The following is a 15867-nucleotide window of genomic DNA, read 5'->3' as shown; positions in this document are numbered from 1 at the left end:
CCCGCCCCGTGAGCGGGCAGGATCGTTGGCCGGGGCCTGCCGGCCCGAGCCCCCGGGAGCGCCGGACGACCACCGAGCGGAGGGCGGACCTTGCCCTGGGCGGGGCCGAGTGGCACCTTGAGTCCGAGCCCGGCCGGGCCGTTCTCACGATGTGTGACCGCTCGGCTTCGGGCAGCATGAACCCGACGTCACGGGCGGAGGTTCGACGCATGGCGGAACGGATCCAGCTCCCGACCGGGTGGGTGACCTTCGTGTTCACCGACATCGAGGGCTCGACCCGGCTCGCGCAACTACTCGGCCCGGACTACCGACCGGTGCTGCGCGAGCACCGCCGGTTGCTGCGCCGGACACTGGCCGGCACCGGCGGCGCGGAGCTGTTGACCGAGGGCGACTCGTTCTTCCTCGCGTTCACCGACGCGACCGCCGCGCTGACCGCCTGCCTCACCGCCCAGCGGGCCCTGACCAGCCACGACTGGCCCACCCCCGAGGCCGCGCCGAGGGTGCGGATGGGTCTGCACACCGGCTACGCCGAACCACGCGACGGCGAGTACGCCAGCCCCGAGGTGCACCGCGCGGCCCGGATCGCCGCCGCCGCGCACGGCGGCCAGGTGCTCTGCTCGGCGTCCACCGCCCGCCGGGCCGACCCGCTGCCCGCCGGCGCCTCGCTGCTCGACCTCGGCCTGCACCGGCTGCGCGGATTCGACGACCGGGAGCGCCTCTTCCAACTGGTCGCTCCCGGCCTGGAGCGGCAGTTCCCGCGACCGCGTACCGCCGATGCGGTGGCGCACAACCTGCCGACCCAGGTCACCTCGTTCGTCGGCCGCGAGCCGGAGCGCGCCGAGCTTCGCCGGCTCGTGCAGGAGCACCGCCTGGTCACCGTGCTCGGAGCGGGCGGCGCGGGGAAGACCCGGCTCGCGGTCGAGTTGGCCGCCGGCGTGGTCGAGACGTACCCGGACGGCGTGTGGTTCGTCGACATCGCCGCGGTGACCGATCCCGGGCTGGTGGCCTTCGAGATCGCCGCGGTGCTCGGGCTGCGTCCGGAGCCGGGCCGCCCGATGGTGGACACCCTGGTGGAGTACGCCGCCGCGCGCCGGATGCTGGTGCTGCTGGACACCTGCGACGCCCAGCCCGCCGCCTCCGCCGAGGTGATCTCCCGGCTGCTCGCCGGCGGCCGTGGCGTGCGGGTGCTGGCCACCAGCCGCGAGTCGTTCGGGCTGCCCGGCGAGGTGGTGTGGCGGATCCCGCCGCTCTCGGTCGAGCCCCAGCCGGACGGCGCGGAGAGCGACGCCGTGGCCCTGCTGCTGGACCGGACGGCGGCGGCCCGCGGTGGCCGCCCGCCGGACCAGGCCGAGTCGGCCGACCTGCGCCGGGTGGTGCAGCGGCTGGACGGGCTGCCGCTCGCCATCGAACTCGCCGCCGCCCGGCTGCGGGTGCTGTCGGTCGGCCAGCTCGCCGAGCGCCTCGACGACATGCTCGGCACCTTGGACGCCGGCCGGGAGGATCCGGAGCCGCCACCGCTGGACCGGGGCTGGATGGGTAACCAGCAGGACACCGTGGACCTGGTGGCCGCCGCGGCCGGGGCGTCGCCGCCGACCCCGGCGACGCGGGCCGTGCAGCGCTCCGCGACGGAACGGCACCTCACCATGCAGGCCACCGTCACGTGGTCGTACCGGACGCTCGGGCCGCGCGCCGCGCGACTACTGCGCTGGCTCGCCGTCTTCACCGGCCCGGTCGACCTGGCGACGGTGGAGTGGCTGCTCGGCGACGACCCGCTCGACCCGCTCTCGGTGCTGGTGGACAAGTCGATGGTGCTGGCCGAGCCGCACGCCTCGGGGTGCACCTACCGGATGCTCGACCCGATCCGGGCGTACGCGGCCAGACGGCTCGCCGAGGCGGGCGAGGAGCAGGCCGCCCGGGACCGGCACGTGGCCTGGTCGGCGCACGCCCTGGAGCAGGCGCATCTGGGCCCGGACGCCCGCCCGGTCACCCTTTCCCTGTACACGCTCGATCCGCTCGCCGGTGAGCTGCGGGCCGCGCTGCGCTGGTGCGCGACCGGTGGCAGCGCGGCGGCGGGGCTGCGGCTCGCGGGCGGCCTCGACCAGTGGTGGCGGGAGCGCGGGCTCGCCCGTGAGGGGCGGCTCTGGCTGTTCCGGCTCTACGGGCGGATCGCCGAGACCGGTGAGCGGATCCCAGAGTCCGAGCTGGCTGCCGCGTACCACATGCATTCGCTGCACGCCGGCGCGGACGGCGAGTTCGCCGAGGAGCTGCGCTACTCGCAGCGGGCCGAGGCGGCCGCTCGGCAGGCCGGTGACGCGGGGCTGCTGGCCCGGGTGCTGGCCGGGCGGGCCGCGCCGCTGGTCGACATGGGACAGCTCGCCGAGGCCGAGCGGGTGTGCCGGGAGGTCATCGACTGGGCGCACAGCCAGGATGTGCTCGGCGACGCGCTGCTCGCCGTCTACAGCCTGGCCGAGCTGCTCTGGCGACGCGGCGCGCTCGACGAGGCGGCGGAGTTGCTCGGGGCGGCCCGGCCGGTGGAGGCGGCCCGCCCGCTGGAGCGCGGCCGACGTTCGGTCGACATGCTGCTCGGCATGGTCGCGCTGGCCCGCGGCGACCTGGTCGCGGCGCACGAACATCTGCTGGTCGCGCTCCGGTCACGGATGAGCCACGGCTTCCACGGCCGGGCCTGCGATACGTTGAACGCGATCGCGGTGCGCTGCGCGGGCGGAGGTGAGCTGCTCGTCGCCGCGCGGCTCTTCGGTGCGGCCCAGGCGACCGGGGCCGACCTGCGTTGCGCGTCCGGCGTCTACGCCGGGTACTGGGCCGAGCAGCAGGCGGCGCTGCGCGAGCGGCTGGGTGACGCGGCTTTCGACGACGCGTACGGCGAGGGAGCCGAGTTGAGCCTGGAGGAGGCGGCGGCGCTGGCACTCGACGTGGAGCACCCCGATCTGGCGGCCGACTCGACCCGGTTCAGCGCGACGGCGGTCCGCCCCGCGCCACGCCAGGCCACCGCACCCGAGCCGGACCGCCGCCCGGCCGGCCGGAGCGAGCGGGCCTGACCCCCTGGTGGCTCTGCTCGCGGCGGGCCCGCGCCGGCGGTCTCGCGACGGCGCGGGCTCTGGGCTGCGGTGCGCCGGACGGACCCGGCGGCTCGGTTCGGGTCAGGCGCGCAGGCCGGCGCGACGCTCGGCGTCGGCCTTCATCTTCGCGGCGCGTTCGATGTCGGCCGGGTCCACCGCGGCGGGCGAGCCGAAGATGCTGACCGCCTGGTAGTAGGTCCAGGCCAGGCTGAGGCAGGCCGGTCGGACGATTGCGTCGTAGGTGGCGCACACCCGCTTGAGGTCGGCGTAGAAGGCGCTGTCCAGGCGTGACTTGTTGGCCGGGAACTGGCCCATCGCCTTGTAGTTGCGGTAGCCGAAGTCGTGCCGGTAGCAGGAGAGCTCGAAGCGGAACCCGAGCGGATTGTCCGGGCTCGACGAGCAGTAGTCGGTGGACCAGTCGAAGGCGTACTCGGCCCAGGGAGCCTTGTTCAGCCGGGCCGAGTTCCACGAGTTGTAGCTGCTGGCACTGGTCTGCGTCCAACTGGAGAGGACGGAGAGCTTCTGCGCCGGGGTGACGGCGGCGCTGGCCGGGGCGGCGACTCCCAGCGCGACGATCAGCGCGAGCGCGGCCGAGGCGAGGAGGGTGGTGAGTCGTCTGGGCACTGGTACCTCCGCGGGGGTGTGCGGGTGGGACGTAAGTTACCGGCGGGTTACCGGGTGCCGATCAGTCTCGATCAATCGATGGGCGCAGATGTTGCGTCGGCTCCGACTATTGGTGACATCCGTCGAAACAGACGAATGCCCCGGGTGCGCGGGCGCCCGGGGCATTCGATCGGCGAGGAGTCAGCGCAGTACGAACGCCGGGGGACTGGCCGGGCTCTCGTTCGCCAGCCGGTCGAGCGCGGTCACGTAGTAGGTGTACCGCTCGCCGGGCTGGGCCGTGGTGTCCACCCAGGACTGGACTCCGTCGCCGGTAGCCCGGACGGTGTCCACCAGGTGCGCGGCGTCGGCGAGGTCGCAGGTGCCCGCCACCTTCACCCCGTCGAACCGGTAGATCGCGTACGAGGTGGCCGTGCCGAACGGCCCGACTCCGTCGGCGGGCTGCCGCCAGCTCAGCCGGACCCCGTCGTCCTGCCGGACCGACCGGCTGACCACCGGCATCAGCAGTGGCTTCGACGGCAGGTGCGACATGGTCGGGATCAGTGCCGGCCGGGAGTAGTGCTCGGACGCGTAGATGTCGGTGGCGCCGAGCCGGTTCGCCCGTACCTGCACCGCCGAGAAGTGCACGTTGCCCTGGACCTCCGGGTAGGACCGGTTGAGCAGCAGATGGTCGGAGAGCTCACGCGGGTTCATCCAGAACGTGCCGTACGCCGGGTCGCCGCTCTTGTAGTCGGCCTGCCCGATGTAGAGCTGCACCCGGGTGCCCCGGACGGTCTCCGCCCACCACGGCACCAGTCGCGCGTAGTCCGCGGCCGGGTACTGGCCGATGTACCAGTAGAGCTGCGGTACGACGTAGTCGATCCATTCCTCCTTGACCCACTTCCGGGTGTCGGCGGAGATGATGTCGTACGACTGGCTGCCGGTGGTGTCCGAGCCGTTCGGGTCGGCGGAGGCGTTCCGCCAGATGCCGAACGGGCTGACCCCGAACTTCACCCACGGCTTTACTGCCTTGATCTTGGCGTTCATCTCCTGGATCAGCAGGTTGATGTTGTCCCGCCGCCAGTCCGCCTTGTCGGTGAAGCCCCGGTTGTACGCCGCGAACGTGGCGTCGTCGGGCACCTGGTACGTGCCGCTCGGGTACGGGTAGAAGTAGTCGTCGAAGTGCACGCCGTCGATGTCGTACCGCTCGACGGCGTCCATCATCGCGGTCTGGACGAACTCGCGGACCTCCGGGACGCCCGGGTCGTAGTAGAGCCGGCTGCCGGCCACCCCGGCGGGCGGGTAGGCGAACGTCCAGTCCGGATGCTGGCGCGCCGGGTGGCCGGGGGCGAGTCGGTCGAGGTCGGCTCCGGCGCCGCCCGGAGCCGGCATGGAGACCCGGTACGGGTTGAACCAGGCGTGGAACTCGAGGTTGCGCCGGTGCGACTCGGCGACCAGGAAGGCGAGCGGGTCCCAGCCCGGGTCCTGGCCCCGGACGCCGGTGAGGTACTCCGACCAGGGCTCGTACGGCGACGGCCAGAACGCGTCCGCCGTGGGCCGGACCTGGACGACAACGGCGTTGTGGTTCAGCCGTTCGGCCAGGTCGAGCCATTCCAGGTACTCGGCCTTCTGCCGGGCGACCTGGTCCGGAGCGGTCTGCGATGCCTTGCTGGGCCAGTCGATGTTGGTGACGGACGCGATCCACATGGCCCGGAACTGCCGCTTGGGCGTGGCCGGGTCGGTCACGCAGCTGGTGGTGGTGCTCGCCGCGTCGGGCGCGGCGGTCGCGGGTGCACCGGCGACGAGCGCGCCGAGCAGTGCCGCGGCCAGTCCGGCTGCGCCGAGCCGAGTTGCCTTCATGGGTGTAGTCCCTTCGTTGGGGCTCCCGTTCCGGTTTCGTCGCGGCGACCTCGGCAACATCCGCCGTCGGCTATATGCCGCTGGTAGGAAATTTTCATACCCGCGCACACCTGCGCAAGGGTCTGCCCAGGATCTGCCCGTACGTCCGAATACCTGCCTCAGCATGGGTGATCGTCCCGATCCGGTCGGGGGTCTTGCCGGGGCTCGGTGGGCAGCATCGACCGGTGCCCGAAGCGTGGTGGTTGACGACGATGCGTGCTGGGTAGCAACGCCGGTCACCGGCCGCCGCGGGGCGGTCGCACGTGGGAGGGGTGAGCGCCGGTGTCCGTGCTGCGTACGAAACCGATCAAGGACGTTCTCGCGCAGGGTGACGCGGACGGCGGCGACGGCCGGCCCGGGCTGAAACGGCGCCTCGGCGCGCTCGACCTCACCGGCTTCGGCATCGGCATCGTGATCGGCACCGGCATCTTCACACTCACCGGTATCGAGGCGCGGGACAACGCGGGACCGGGCGTGGTGATCTCCTTCGCCATCGCCGGCGTGGTCGCCCTGCTCGCCGCCTTCTGCTACGCCGAGCTGGCCTCCAGCGTTCCGACCGCCGGCAGCGCCTACACCTACGCGTACGCCACGATGGGCGAGATCGTCGCCTGGATCATCGGCTGGGACCTGCTGCTGGAGTTCGCCCTCGGCGCGGCCGTGGTGGCCCGGGGCTGGTCCGGCTACCTCGCCGAACTCCTCAACCTCCCCGCCACCTGGTTCGGTGAGGAGGGAAGCATCGTCAACGTCGGCGCGGTCGCCGTCGTGCTGATCCTCGGCGTGGTCGGCATCGTCGGCATCCGCGAGTCCGCCCGGGTGACCAACCTGCTGGTCATGGTCAAGGTGGCGATCTGCGTCTTCGTGGTGGTCGCCGGCCTCTTCTTCGTCAAGGCCGCGAACCTCACCCCGTTCATCCCGCCCACCGAGCCGGCCTCCGACGGGGAGGGCGGTATCAAGCAGCCCGTCACCCAGGCCATCTTCGGCCTGGAACCGTCGGTCTTCGGGTTCGTCGGGGTGCTCAGCGCGGCGGCGGTGGTCTTCTTCGCCTACACCGGCTTCGAGGCGGTGGCCAACCTCGGCGAGGAGACGCGCAAACCGCGCCGGGACCTGCCGTTGGGTCTGCTCGGCACCCTGCTGATCTCGACGGTGCTCTACATCGGCGTCTCGCTGGTGGTCGTCGGCATGGTGCCGTACACCGAGATCGACCGGGCTGCCCCGATCGCCTCGGCCTTCGAGTCGGTCGGGGCCGGCTGGGCGGCGACCCTCGTCTCGATCGCCGCCGTCGCCGGCCTGACCAGCGTGATCCTGGTCGACCTGGTGGCCATGGGCCGGATCGGTTTCGCCATCTCCCGCGACGGGCTGATCCCACCGTCGATCGCCAAGGTGCACCCGCGCTGGGGTACTCCGTACCGGATCTCGGCGATCATGACGGTCGGGGTCGCGCTGCTGGCCGGCCTGCTGCCTCTCTCCGCGCTCGCCGACCTGGTGAGCATCGGCGCGCTCTGCGCGTTCGTGCTGGTGTCGGTCGCCGTGCCGATCCTGCGCCGGACCCGCCCGGACCTGGAGCGGCCCTTCCGCGTGCCGTTCTCACCGGTGTTGCCGATCGTCTCGGCCCTCGCCTGCCTCTACCTGATGCTCAACCTCTCGGTCGAGACCTGGCTGCGCTTCCTGGCCTGGATGCTCCTCGGCGCGCTGATCTACTTCGGCTACGGCTACCGCAAGAACCGCCTGGCCCGCCGCGAGGCGAGCACCGCCCCGCACCCACCCACCCCCACTCCCACCCGCTAACCCCCCACCCCCGATCTGTCGGGGCCTCGTTCACGGAAAGAGTGGCTATCCGAAGCCGGATAGCCACTCTTTCCGTGAAAGTGCGCGCGAGGGGTGGGTGGGGTTAGGGGGTGCGGGTCGGGGTCTGGGTGGGGCCCTGCACTACGGGCTTGCCGTTTTGCCAGACGACCTCGTTCAGCCAGGTCTGGCGGCCGGGGTCGACGCTGCCCTCCTGGCCGGGCGGCCAGGCGTGGTAGAGCAGCCAGGTGCGCCCGTCCTTGACGACCATCGAGGCGTGCCCCGGCCCGGAGGCCACCTCGTTGCTCTTCAGGATCGGGTTCTCCGGGGCCTTCACGCACGGCCCGCTCGGCGACTCGCAGATCGCGTACCCCTCGGCGTACTCCGCCTTGTCGTACGCGTTCGCCGCGAAGAAGAGGTACAGCTTCCCCTCCTGGCGGTGGAAGAACGGTCCCTCGATGAGGTCGCCCTCCCACGGCTCGGTCTGCTTGAGCAGCTTCGTCGGCTCACCGACCAGGCTCAACCCGTCGTCCGAGAGGCGCTGGGAGAAGATCCAGGTGTCCACCCCGATGGCATTGCCGTCGTTCTTCCACAGCAGCCACAGGCTGCCGTCGGTGTCCCGGAACGGGCTCGCGTCGATCGCCCCGCCCAGCTCGGCCTGGCAGATCAGCGGACCGGCCGAGTCGTCCCGGTACGGGCCCTCCGGCGTGGTCGCCACGGCTCGCCCGACGCACTGCCGCCCCGACTCCCGGCCGGCGACGGTGTAGTAGAGCACGAACGACTCCGGCCCGAGCTGGATGGCCTCCGGGGCCCAGGTCTTCCCGGGGTCCGCCCACTCCGGCAGCACCGGCAGGGCATCCCCGGCCGGCGTCCAGTCGGTCAGGTTCGCGGAGGTGTGCACCGGCACGTTCCGGCCGCCGGTGTTGGTGTGGAACAGGTACCAGGTGTCGCCGACCCGGATCGCCTGCGGGTCGGGGGAGTCGGTGCGGATGACGGGGTTGGTGAACATGCTCGGGTCGCTCCCCGTACTCGTGGGTGTGGGTTCGTCGGTGTCACCGCAGCCGGACACGAGCAGTGTGGCGGCGAGAATCGCCGCCACACCGCCTCGCCGGCGCCTTCCGCGCGTCATCCCTTCAGGCCGCTGCGGGACACGCCCTGGATGATGTGCCGCTGGGCGAGCACGAAGAGGATCAGCACCGGCACGCTGGCCAGCACCGCACCCGCCATGATCACCGGGTAGTCGGTCACGTACGAGCCCTGGAGCAGTCCCAGGCCGGGCGGAAGGGTCAACTTCTCCGGGCTGAACAACACGAAGATCGGCCAGAGGAAGTCGTTCCAGTTGGTCAGGAACGACAACACCGCCAGGGTGGCCAGCGCGGGCTTCGAGAGCGGTAGCACCACCCGGTAGAAAATTTGCCACTGGTTCGCGCCGTCCAGCACCGCGGCCTCCTCCAGCTCCTTGGGCAGGGAGAGGAAGAACTGGCGTAGGAAGAACACCCCGAACGCGCTCGCCGCGCCCGGTACGACCACCACGGCGAGGGTGTCGATCCAGTTCAGCGAGTCGACGATCAGGAAGTTCGGGACGATCAGCGAGGTCGGCGGGATGAAGAGCGTCCCGACGATCAGCGCGAAGGTCACGCCGCGACCGCGGAACCGCATCCGGGCCAGGGCGTACGCGGCCATCGAGGCGGTCACCAGCACCAGCAGCGAGTGCAGCGTGGCGGCCAGCATGCTGTTGAGGAACCAGCGCAGTACCGGGTTGGCGGAGTTGGTGAGGATCTGCTGGTAGCCGTACCCGGACAGCGGGTCGGGCAGCCAGTCCGGCGGGATCCGCTGGGCGCCGTCGTAGGTCTTCAGCGAGGTGATGACCATCCAGACCAGCGGGATCAGGAAGACCAGGGCCAGCGCTACGAGGATGGCGTAGAGCCCGACCCGGCGTAGCGGGTGGGTGGGAGCGGTACGCGTGGGCGTCGTCATGGCGGTTCCCTCAGTCTTCCCGGTAGCGGAAGAGGCGGAAGTTGGCGAGGCTCACCACGGCCAGCATCAGCGCGAAGACGATGCTCATCGCGGCCGCGCGCCCAGCGTCGTTGTTCCGGAGCCCCTGCTCGACGATGTACCAGACAACGGTGCGGGTCTCCGTGCCGGGCGCGCCCTGGGTGATCAGGAACGACTGGCCGAACACGTTCGCCGAGGCGAGCACGGTGGTGGTCATCACGAAGAGCAGCACCGGACGCAGCCCGGGGAGCGTGACGTGCCGGAACCGTTCCCAGGCCGTCGCGCCGTCCACCCTCGCCGCCTCGTACAGCTCGGGCGAGATGTCCTGCAGACCGGCCAGGTAGATCACGGCGTTGAACCCGGAGGTCCACCAGACCGTCACCCCGACCAGCGAGACCCACGCCCACGGCACGTCGGTGACCCAGGGGGTGTCCGCCGGCAGGCCGACGACGCCGAGCAGCCGGTTGACCAGGCCCAGGTTCGCGTCGAGCAGGAACCGCCAGAGCAGGCCGATCACCGCCACGCCCAGCACGTACGGCGCGAAGTAGACAGCCCGGAAGAAGGTGCGGCCGGGGAACGAGCGGTTCAGCAGCAGCGCCAGCCCCAGCGGGACCACCATCAGCAGCGGCACCGAGATGACCGTGAAGATGGCGGTCGCGCGGACGCTCTGCCACCAGTCCCCGAAGACCGCCGAGTCGCTGGAGAAGAGCTCCTTGTAGTTGTCCAGGCCGACGAACGGCCGGTTGGGCAGTTGGAAGTCCCACTGGTGCACGCTGAGATAGATGCCGAGCACGATCGGCAGCAGGCCGAACACCGTGAACAGGACCAGATACGGGGCGAGGAACAGATACGGCGTCGCCCGACCGACCCGGTTCGCCGATTTGGCGCCCCGGCGGGCAGCACTGGCCGCCGGGGGCGGCGCGTCACCGCGCGCCGCCCCGACCTCGATCATGTCCGCCACGGAGAATCAGCTCCCGTACTTCTTGCGGTTGTCCTCGAGCTGCTTGTTCGCCTTCGCCACCCCGTCGTCGAGCGCCTGCTTGGGCGACTTCTTGCCCAGCGCCGCCTCGTTGAACGAGTTGTAGAAGGTGGTGATGACCTCGCCGAGGCCCGGGGTGGCCGGTGGGAAGGCCGCGTAGTCCAGCTCGGGGGCGAGTGCGCTCACCTCGGTCAGCGCCTTGAACTCGGCGCTCTCCCGGACGGCCTTGCGGGCCGGCACCTGGCCGCCCTTGGCCCAGTCGAGGGAGTGCTGGCTCAGCCAGTTGATGAAGACCTTCGACGCCGCGACCTTGTTGGCGTTGTTGGCGCGCTGCTTGACGATGGTGAAGTTGTGCGAGTTGGCCCAGGCCGCCGGCTTGCTGCCGATCTGCGGCAGGGGTGCGACGCCCCACTGGACGCCGGGGCTCTTCTTCAGATCGTTGATCTGCCAGATGCCGTTGAAGGTGAAGGCGTTCTTGCCGCTCTTCAGGGCCAGGTACTCGGCGTCCTGTCCGACGTTCGCCGGCGAGTGCCCCTGCTTGATCATGTCGACCATCCAGGTGCACGCCTCGATCGCCGGGTCGGCGTTGAAGGTGGCCTTGTTGACCTCGGCGTCGAAGAGGCTGCCGCCGAACTGGTAGATCAGCGAGTAGAAGGACATCCCGCCGGTGAACTGGAACGGGCTGATCCAGAAGCCCTGTACGCCGGACTTCTTCAGCTCGGTGAGCGCGGCGGTGAAGTCGTCGCGGGTGGTCGGCGGCTTGTTCGGGTCCAGCCCGGCCTTCTCCATCACCGACTTGTTGTAGTAGAAGCCCAGCGGGTGCATGTCCAGCGGGATGCCGTACCGCTTGTTGTTGTAGATCCCGCCCTGCCAGACCGTCGGCGCGAAGTCCGCCTCGGTCAGCTGGAGCGTCTTGGCCACGTCGTCCAGCTCGCTGATCACGCCGCGGGCGGCGAACGTGGCGAGCTGGTCCATGTGCATGACCGCGATGTCGGGCCCGTTGCCGCTGGAGGCCGCGCTGGGCAGCTTGTTGTAGTAGTCCTCCCACTGGTACGTGGCGACCGAGACCGCGATGTTCTGGTGCTCGGAGTTGAACTGGTTCACCAGCGTCTTGAAGATCTCACCGTCGCCGCCGGTGAAGCCGTTCCACAGCTTCAGGTCCACCTTCGGGCCGGTGTAGTCCTTGCCGCCGTTGCCACCGGCCGCCGGGCCGGACGAGTCGCCACCGCCGCAGCCGGCCAGCGTCAGCGTCGCCGCGGCACCGAGCCCGAGGCCGAGGCCGAGGAGCCGGCGCCGGCTCATTTCGTTGTGGATCATGCCGTATCTCTCCTTGGGGGACGGTATGAAGTGTGCCCTGCTCAGAGCGGGTTTCCGAAGCGCAGCACGTTCCAGGAGACGGCCGGCAGGCGCACGGAGCACCGGCCGCCGTCGATGGTGGGGGTGTTCAACTCCCGGGGCGTCACCCTGTCCGGTTCGGCCTCGGTGTTCGTCGCCTCCGGGTCGTCGCCGGCGGCGAGGCTTACGTGGGACAGCGCGGACATACCGGGCAGGCCGCGCAGGTCGAGATCCAGCGCGAGGTCCGTGTCACCGCGGTTCACGGCGAAGACGGTCAGCTCGCCGGTCTCCTCGTCGTGCACGGCGACGGTGTCCAGCACCGGCACGTCCCCGTACTTCTTCGTCTCGTAGCTGGGCGAGACGGGCTCGGTACGCAGCACGGTGCCGCGCGCGTACCGGGCGGTCAGGGCGAACGGGTGGAAGATGCTCTGCCGCCAGGCCGGTCCGCCGTTGCGGGTGCGGATCGGGGCGATCACGTTCGCCAGCTGCGCCTGGGCGGCCACGCCGACCCGGTCCGCGTGCCGGAGCAGGGTGATCAGCAGGTCGCCGACCACCACCGCGTCGACCGCGGTGAAGTCGTCCTCGATCAGCGCCGGCGCCTCGACCCAGCCGCGCCGGTCCAGGTCGGCCTGGAGGCGGGACTCGTACCAGACGTTCCACTCGTCGAAGGAGATCTTCAGCTTCCGCTTGTGGCGCTGCTTCGCGGCCACGTGGTCCGCGGTGGCGACCACCTCGGAGATGAAGTTGTCCATGTCGACGGCCGAGGCCAGGATGCTGGCCCGGTCCCCGTCGGAGGGGTCGTAGTAGGTGTGCGCGGAGATGTAGTCGACGTGCTCGTAGGTGTGCTCGAGCACTGTCGCCTCCCAGGAGGCGAAGGTGGGCATCCGCCGGTTGGAGCTGCCGCACGCGACGAGGCTGATCGACGGGTCGACCATCTTCATGGCGCGGGCGGTCTCGGCGGCCAGTCGGCCGTACTCGTCCGCGGTCTTGTGCCCGACCTGCCAGGGGCCGTCCAGCTCGTTGCCGAGGCACCAGAGGCGTACGCCGAACGGCTCCTCCGCGCCGTTCTTGCGGCGCAGGTCGGACAGGTGCGTGCCGCCCGGGTGGTTCGTGTACTCCAGCAGGTCGAGCGCCTCCTGGACGCCCCGGGTGCCGAGGTTGACCGCCATCATCGGCTCGACTCCGGCCTCGTCGGCCCAGGTCATGAACTCGTGCAGGCCGAAGGCGTTGGTCTCGATGGTCTTCCAGGCCAGGTCGAGCCGGCGGGGGCGGTCGCCGACCGGGCCGACGCCGTCCTCCCAGCGGTAGCCGGAGACGAAGTTGCCGCCTGGGTAGCGGACCACCGACACGCCCAGTTCCCGGGTCAGGTCCAGCACGTCACGCCGGAGCCCGCGCTCGTCGGCGTTGGGGTGGCCGGGCTCGTAGATCCCGCCGTACACGCACCGCCCCATGTGCTCGACGAAGGAGCCGAAGAGTCGTCGATCGGCCGGCCCGATCGCGAATGCGGGGTCGATCGTGAGCTTCGCGGTCCGCACGAATGTCACCTTTCGTCATTTCTGCTGCCCGGTGACCGTAGTCACCGACCACCCGGTTCCCTGGTTTCTACAACGTTGTAGTCAACGTTGTAAAGAGCTGACGACGAGGTAAAGTGCCGGTTGTTACATAGGGGAGGGGTCGAATGCGGCACAGGCTCAAGGACGTCGCCGAACGGGCCGGGGTGTCGGTGAAGACCGTCTCCAACGTGGTGAACGGCTACGCGCACGTCCGGCCCGACACCCGGGCCCGGGTCGAGGAGGCCATCGCGGCGCTCAACTACCGGCCCAACCTCTCCGCCCGAAACCTCCGCAAGGGGCGTACGGGCATCATCGCGCTCGCCGTACCCGAGCTCGACATCCCCTACTTCGCCGAGCTCGCCCGGCACGTGGTCAGCGCCGCCGCCGAACTCGGCTGGACGGTGCTGATCGATCAGACCGGCGGCGGCCGCGAGCAGGAGCGGGTCGTCGCGTCCGGCATCACCGACCACCTCATCGACGGGCTGATCTTCAGCCCGCTCGCGCTCACCGCCGACGACCTGGTCAACCTCGACGGCACGCCGATGGTGCTGCTCGGCGAACGGGTCGACCGCGGTCCCGCCGACCACGTCGTGATCGACAACGTGGCCGCCGCCCGGGAGATCACCAACCACCTGGTCGGGCTCGGCCGCCGCCGCATCGCGGCCATCGGTTCCCAGCGCACGCCGGAAGGCGCCAGCGCCCGGCTCCGCCTCGACGGCTACCGGAGCGCGCTGGCGGAGGCCGGCCTCGGCTACGACGAGGCCCTGGTCGCGCCCGCGCCGGTCTGGCACCGCGCCGACGGCGCGGCCGCCATGCGCCACCTGCTCTCCTCGGGGGTACGCCCCGACGCCGTCTTCTGCTTCAACGACACCCTCGCGCTCGGCGCGCTACGGGCCCTGCACGAGACGGGTCTGCGCGTGCCCGAGGACGTCGCGGTGGCCGGCTTCGACGGCATCGAGGACGGGCGGTTCTCGGTGCCGACCCTGACCACCATCGCCCCCGACAAGGAGCGGATCGCCCGGCTCGCGGTCGAGCTGCTGGCCAACCGGATCGAGGGCGACCGCAGCGCCCCACCCCGCGAACTGGCCGCCCCCTACCGCCTGGAACCCCGAGAATCCACCCAAGGCCGCCACCCCTAACCCCACCCCACCCCCCGCCACCCCTAACCCCACCCCACCCCCCGCCACCCCTAACCCCACCCCCACCCCGGGTTGATCAAGAGGTTCACGTCAGAAAACGGCTCGACGATGACGCCAACCTCTTGATCAACCGGCGCGGGCGGGTAACCGGCGAGGGCGGGTAACCGGCGCGGGCAGGCAACCGGCGCGGGCGGGTAACCGGCGCGGGTGCCGGAGCGCCGTGGAGGGTGCGGGGCGGGGTCAGTCGAAGAAGCGGGCCAGGTGGGATTTGGTGGGTGGTTCGGCGTCGGGTGGGACGGGGGTGAGGTCGGCGAAGATCGAGGCGCCGTCGCAGCCCGCGTGCAGCGGGTACCAGCGCGGGGTACCCGGCGGACGCTGAAGACAGATCCCCTTGAACGTCTGCACGTCGAGCAGCCGTACATGGGTCGGGTCGGCCACCGCGTTGACGTGCCCCCACCACGGGCTCATCACGTGCAGTACGCCACCCGGCCGGAGCACCCGATGGCACTCGTCGAGCAGCGGCAGGAAATCGATCAGATGCTCCAGGATGTGCACCGTGAAGAACACGTCGACCGAGTCGTCGGCCAGCGGCAGCGAACCCGAGAGGTCCGCCACCGCGTCCACCCCCTTGGCCGGGAAGATGTCCAGTCCCAGGTTGCCCGGCCACTGCTTGTTCGGGCCGCAGCCGAGGTCCACCACCACCGGATCCCGCCCGGCGATCCGCACCTTGCACCAGACGCCCAGCACCCCGGCCAACTGGCCGATCCGATCCCGGGCCAGTCGGAGCTGCTCCGGATCGGCGACCTCGCCGGTCACGTGGGCGACCCCCCGGTCGAAACGCACCTCTACGGCGAGGTCGCGCAGCCGGTCGTCGTGTGCCTTCCGATCCGCCCACGCCTCGGCCAGGAAGCCGTCGATCGCCCGTAGGCGATCGCCCGACGGCGGGGTCTGTGCCAACGCGACCATGTCCACCTCCGGCCGCCCGTTACCCGCATCGGCGTCCGGTATGCCTGCCGCGACGAGCACTCCTGCGGCTGAGCACCGAGCGACGCGGCGGCGGGCCCGGGCCTCGTCGAGGTCAGCCCGGCGGCACGCTCGTTGCTCCAGCCGGCGGTGGCGGCGACGTCGGGGACCATCGCTGCGCCGTCCGCGCGCAGGTCAGCCGGTGGCGGTACGCCGCGGCCGGCCGCCGACCCGCATCCGCTGCCGCGGCGGGGGCGTCGCCGGCCTGGGTCGCTTGAGGTGGTAGCGGTGCAGCTCGTTGTTGCCGGGCATGGACGGGTCCTCGCTCATCGCGACCAACTCCCAGCCCTGGTCACCCGCCCGGTTCAGGTGGGCCAGCGCGGTGTCCCCGTACGGGGTGACATCGACCATCGAGCCGTCCGGGCCGTACCAGACGAAGGTGACCTCCCAGCCGAGGTCGCTGGTCGCCGCCTGACGCCGGCGGACCAGCAGCGCGTACTCCCACTTGAGCATGGGGTCATTCTCACCCCGGACGGCGCCGCCGG

General features: G+C 71.0%; 12 protein-coding genes. 3 read left to right on the top strand and 9 right to left on the bottom strand.

Translation table 11 applies throughout. The features are described from left to right. Positions 1-209 precede the first annotated feature (209 nt). Complete coding sequence (locus BXA10_RS01710; protein ID WP_076466766.1) at positions 210-3056, top strand: ATP-binding protein; 2847 nt, start codon at positions 210-212, stop codon at positions 3054-3056. Positions 3057-3158: 102 nt separating this feature from the next. Here BXA10_RS01710 and BXA10_RS01705 read toward each other — a convergent pair whose 3' ends face one another. Continuing rightward, entirely contained in the window at positions 3159-3701 is a 543-nt protein-coding gene (locus BXA10_RS01705; protein WP_076466765.1) for a phospholipase, read from the bottom strand. A 180-nt stretch (positions 3702-3881) separates the two neighbouring features. Continuing rightward, entirely contained in the window at positions 3882-5537 is a 1656-nt protein-coding gene (locus BXA10_RS01700; protein WP_076466764.1) for a glycoside hydrolase family 10-like protein, read from the bottom strand. 321 nt (positions 5538-5858) lie between these two features. Between BXA10_RS01700 and BXA10_RS01695 the strand changes: the two genes are divergently transcribed. Further along, on the top strand, positions 5859-7361 hold the full coding sequence (locus tag BXA10_RS01695) for an amino acid permease (RefSeq protein WP_076466763.1): 1503 nt from the start codon (positions 5859-5861) through the stop codon (positions 7359-7361). Between the two features lie 103 nt (positions 7362-7464). On the opposite strand, the gene BXA10_RS01690 is transcribed toward BXA10_RS01695, so the two are convergent. From BXA10_RS01690 to arfA, 5 genes are all read right to left on the bottom strand, one after another. Then, positions 7465-8367 carry a glycoside hydrolase family 43 protein gene (locus tag BXA10_RS01690; RefSeq protein ID WP_245828089.1) on the bottom strand — a complete coding sequence of 301 codons (903 nt, stop codon included), beginning with the start codon at positions 8365-8367 and terminating at the stop codon, positions 7465-7467. A gap of 116 nt (positions 8368-8483) precedes the next feature. After that, the gene (locus tag BXA10_RS01685) at positions 8484-9335 is read right to left on the bottom strand and encodes a carbohydrate ABC transporter permease (RefSeq protein ID WP_076466761.1); all 852 of its coding nucleotides are present in this window, start codon (positions 9333-9335) and stop codon (positions 8484-8486) included. Positions 9336-9345: 10 nt separating this feature from the next. Next, a complete protein-coding gene (locus tag BXA10_RS01680; RefSeq protein ID WP_245828103.1) occupies positions 9346-10305 on the bottom strand; it encodes a carbohydrate ABC transporter permease in 960 nt (319 codons plus the stop codon). Between the two features lie 15 nt (positions 10306-10320). Continuing rightward, complete coding sequence (locus BXA10_RS01675; RefSeq protein ID WP_076466759.1) at positions 10321-11649, bottom strand: ABC transporter substrate-binding protein; 1329 nt, start codon at positions 11647-11649, stop codon at positions 10321-10323. Between the two features lie 41 nt (positions 11650-11690). After that, positions 11691-13202 (bottom strand): arabinosylfuranosidase ArfA, encoded by a 1512-nt coding sequence (arfA, locus tag BXA10_RS01670; protein ID WP_076466758.1) that lies wholly within the window; start codon positions 13200-13202, stop codon positions 11691-11693. Positions 13203-13345: 143 nt separating this feature from the next. Here arfA and BXA10_RS01665 point away from each other — a divergent pair, with 143 nt between their 5' ends. Continuing rightward, positions 13346-14359, top strand: coding sequence for a LacI family DNA-binding transcriptional regulator (locus BXA10_RS01665; RefSeq protein WP_076466757.1), 1014 nt, complete (start codon positions 13346-13348; stop codon positions 14357-14359). A gap of 240 nt (positions 14360-14599) precedes the next feature. Here BXA10_RS01665 and BXA10_RS01660 read toward each other — a convergent pair whose 3' ends face one another. Then, positions 14600-15325, bottom strand: coding sequence for a methyltransferase domain-containing protein (locus tag BXA10_RS01660; RefSeq protein ID WP_076467321.1), 726 nt, complete (start codon positions 15323-15325; stop codon positions 14600-14602). Between the two features lie 192 nt (positions 15326-15517). Beyond that, positions 15518-15835, bottom strand: a complete 318-nt coding sequence (locus BXA10_RS01655; RefSeq protein ID WP_076466756.1) for a hypothetical protein — start codon at positions 15833-15835, stop codon at positions 15518-15520. Positions 15836-15867 lie beyond the last annotated feature (32 nt).

The sequence above is a fragment of the Micromonospora avicenniae genome (assembly GCF_900156065.1).
Taxonomy (GTDB): Bacteria; Actinomycetota; Actinomycetes; order Mycobacteriales; family Micromonosporaceae; genus Micromonospora; species Micromonospora avicenniae.
The sequence above is the reverse complement of the archived record's forward strand: the minus strand, read 5'-3'. Positions and strand labels throughout refer to the sequence as shown.

Excerpts from the sequence above, each read along its gene's own strand:
- BXA10_RS01710 (WP_076466766.1), top strand. The coding sequence starts at position 210 with ATGGCGGAACGGATCCAGCTCCCGACCGGGTGGGTGACCTTCGTGTTC.
- BXA10_RS01700 (WP_076466764.1), bottom strand. The coding sequence starts at position 5,537 with ATGAAGGCAACTCGGCTCGGCGCAGCCGGACTGGCCGCGGCACTGCTC.
- BXA10_RS01690 (WP_245828089.1), bottom strand. The coding sequence starts at position 8,367 with ATGTTCACCAACCCCGTCATCCGCACCGACTCCCCCGACCCGCAGGCG.
- BXA10_RS01685 (WP_076466761.1), bottom strand. The coding sequence starts at position 9,335 with ATGACGACGCCCACGCGTACCGCTCCCACCCACCCGCTACGCCGGGTC.
- BXA10_RS01680 (WP_245828103.1), bottom strand. The coding sequence starts at position 10,305 with ATGATCGAGGTCGGGGCGGCGCGCGGTGACGCGCCGCCCCCGGCGGCC.
- BXA10_RS01675 (WP_076466759.1), bottom strand. The coding sequence starts at position 11,649 with ATGATCCACAACGAAATGAGCCGGCGCCGGCTCCTCGGCCTCGGCCTC.
- BXA10_RS01665 (WP_076466757.1), top strand. The coding sequence starts at position 13,346 with ATGCGGCACAGGCTCAAGGACGTCGCCGAACGGGCCGGGGTGTCGGTG.
- BXA10_RS01660 (WP_076467321.1), bottom strand. The coding sequence starts at position 15,325 with ATGGTCGCGTTGGCACAGACCCCGCCGTCGGGCGATCGCCTACGGGCG.
- BXA10_RS01655 (WP_076466756.1), bottom strand. The coding sequence starts at position 15,835 with ATGCTCAAGTGGGAGTACGCGCTGCTGGTCCGCCGGCGTCAGGCGGCG.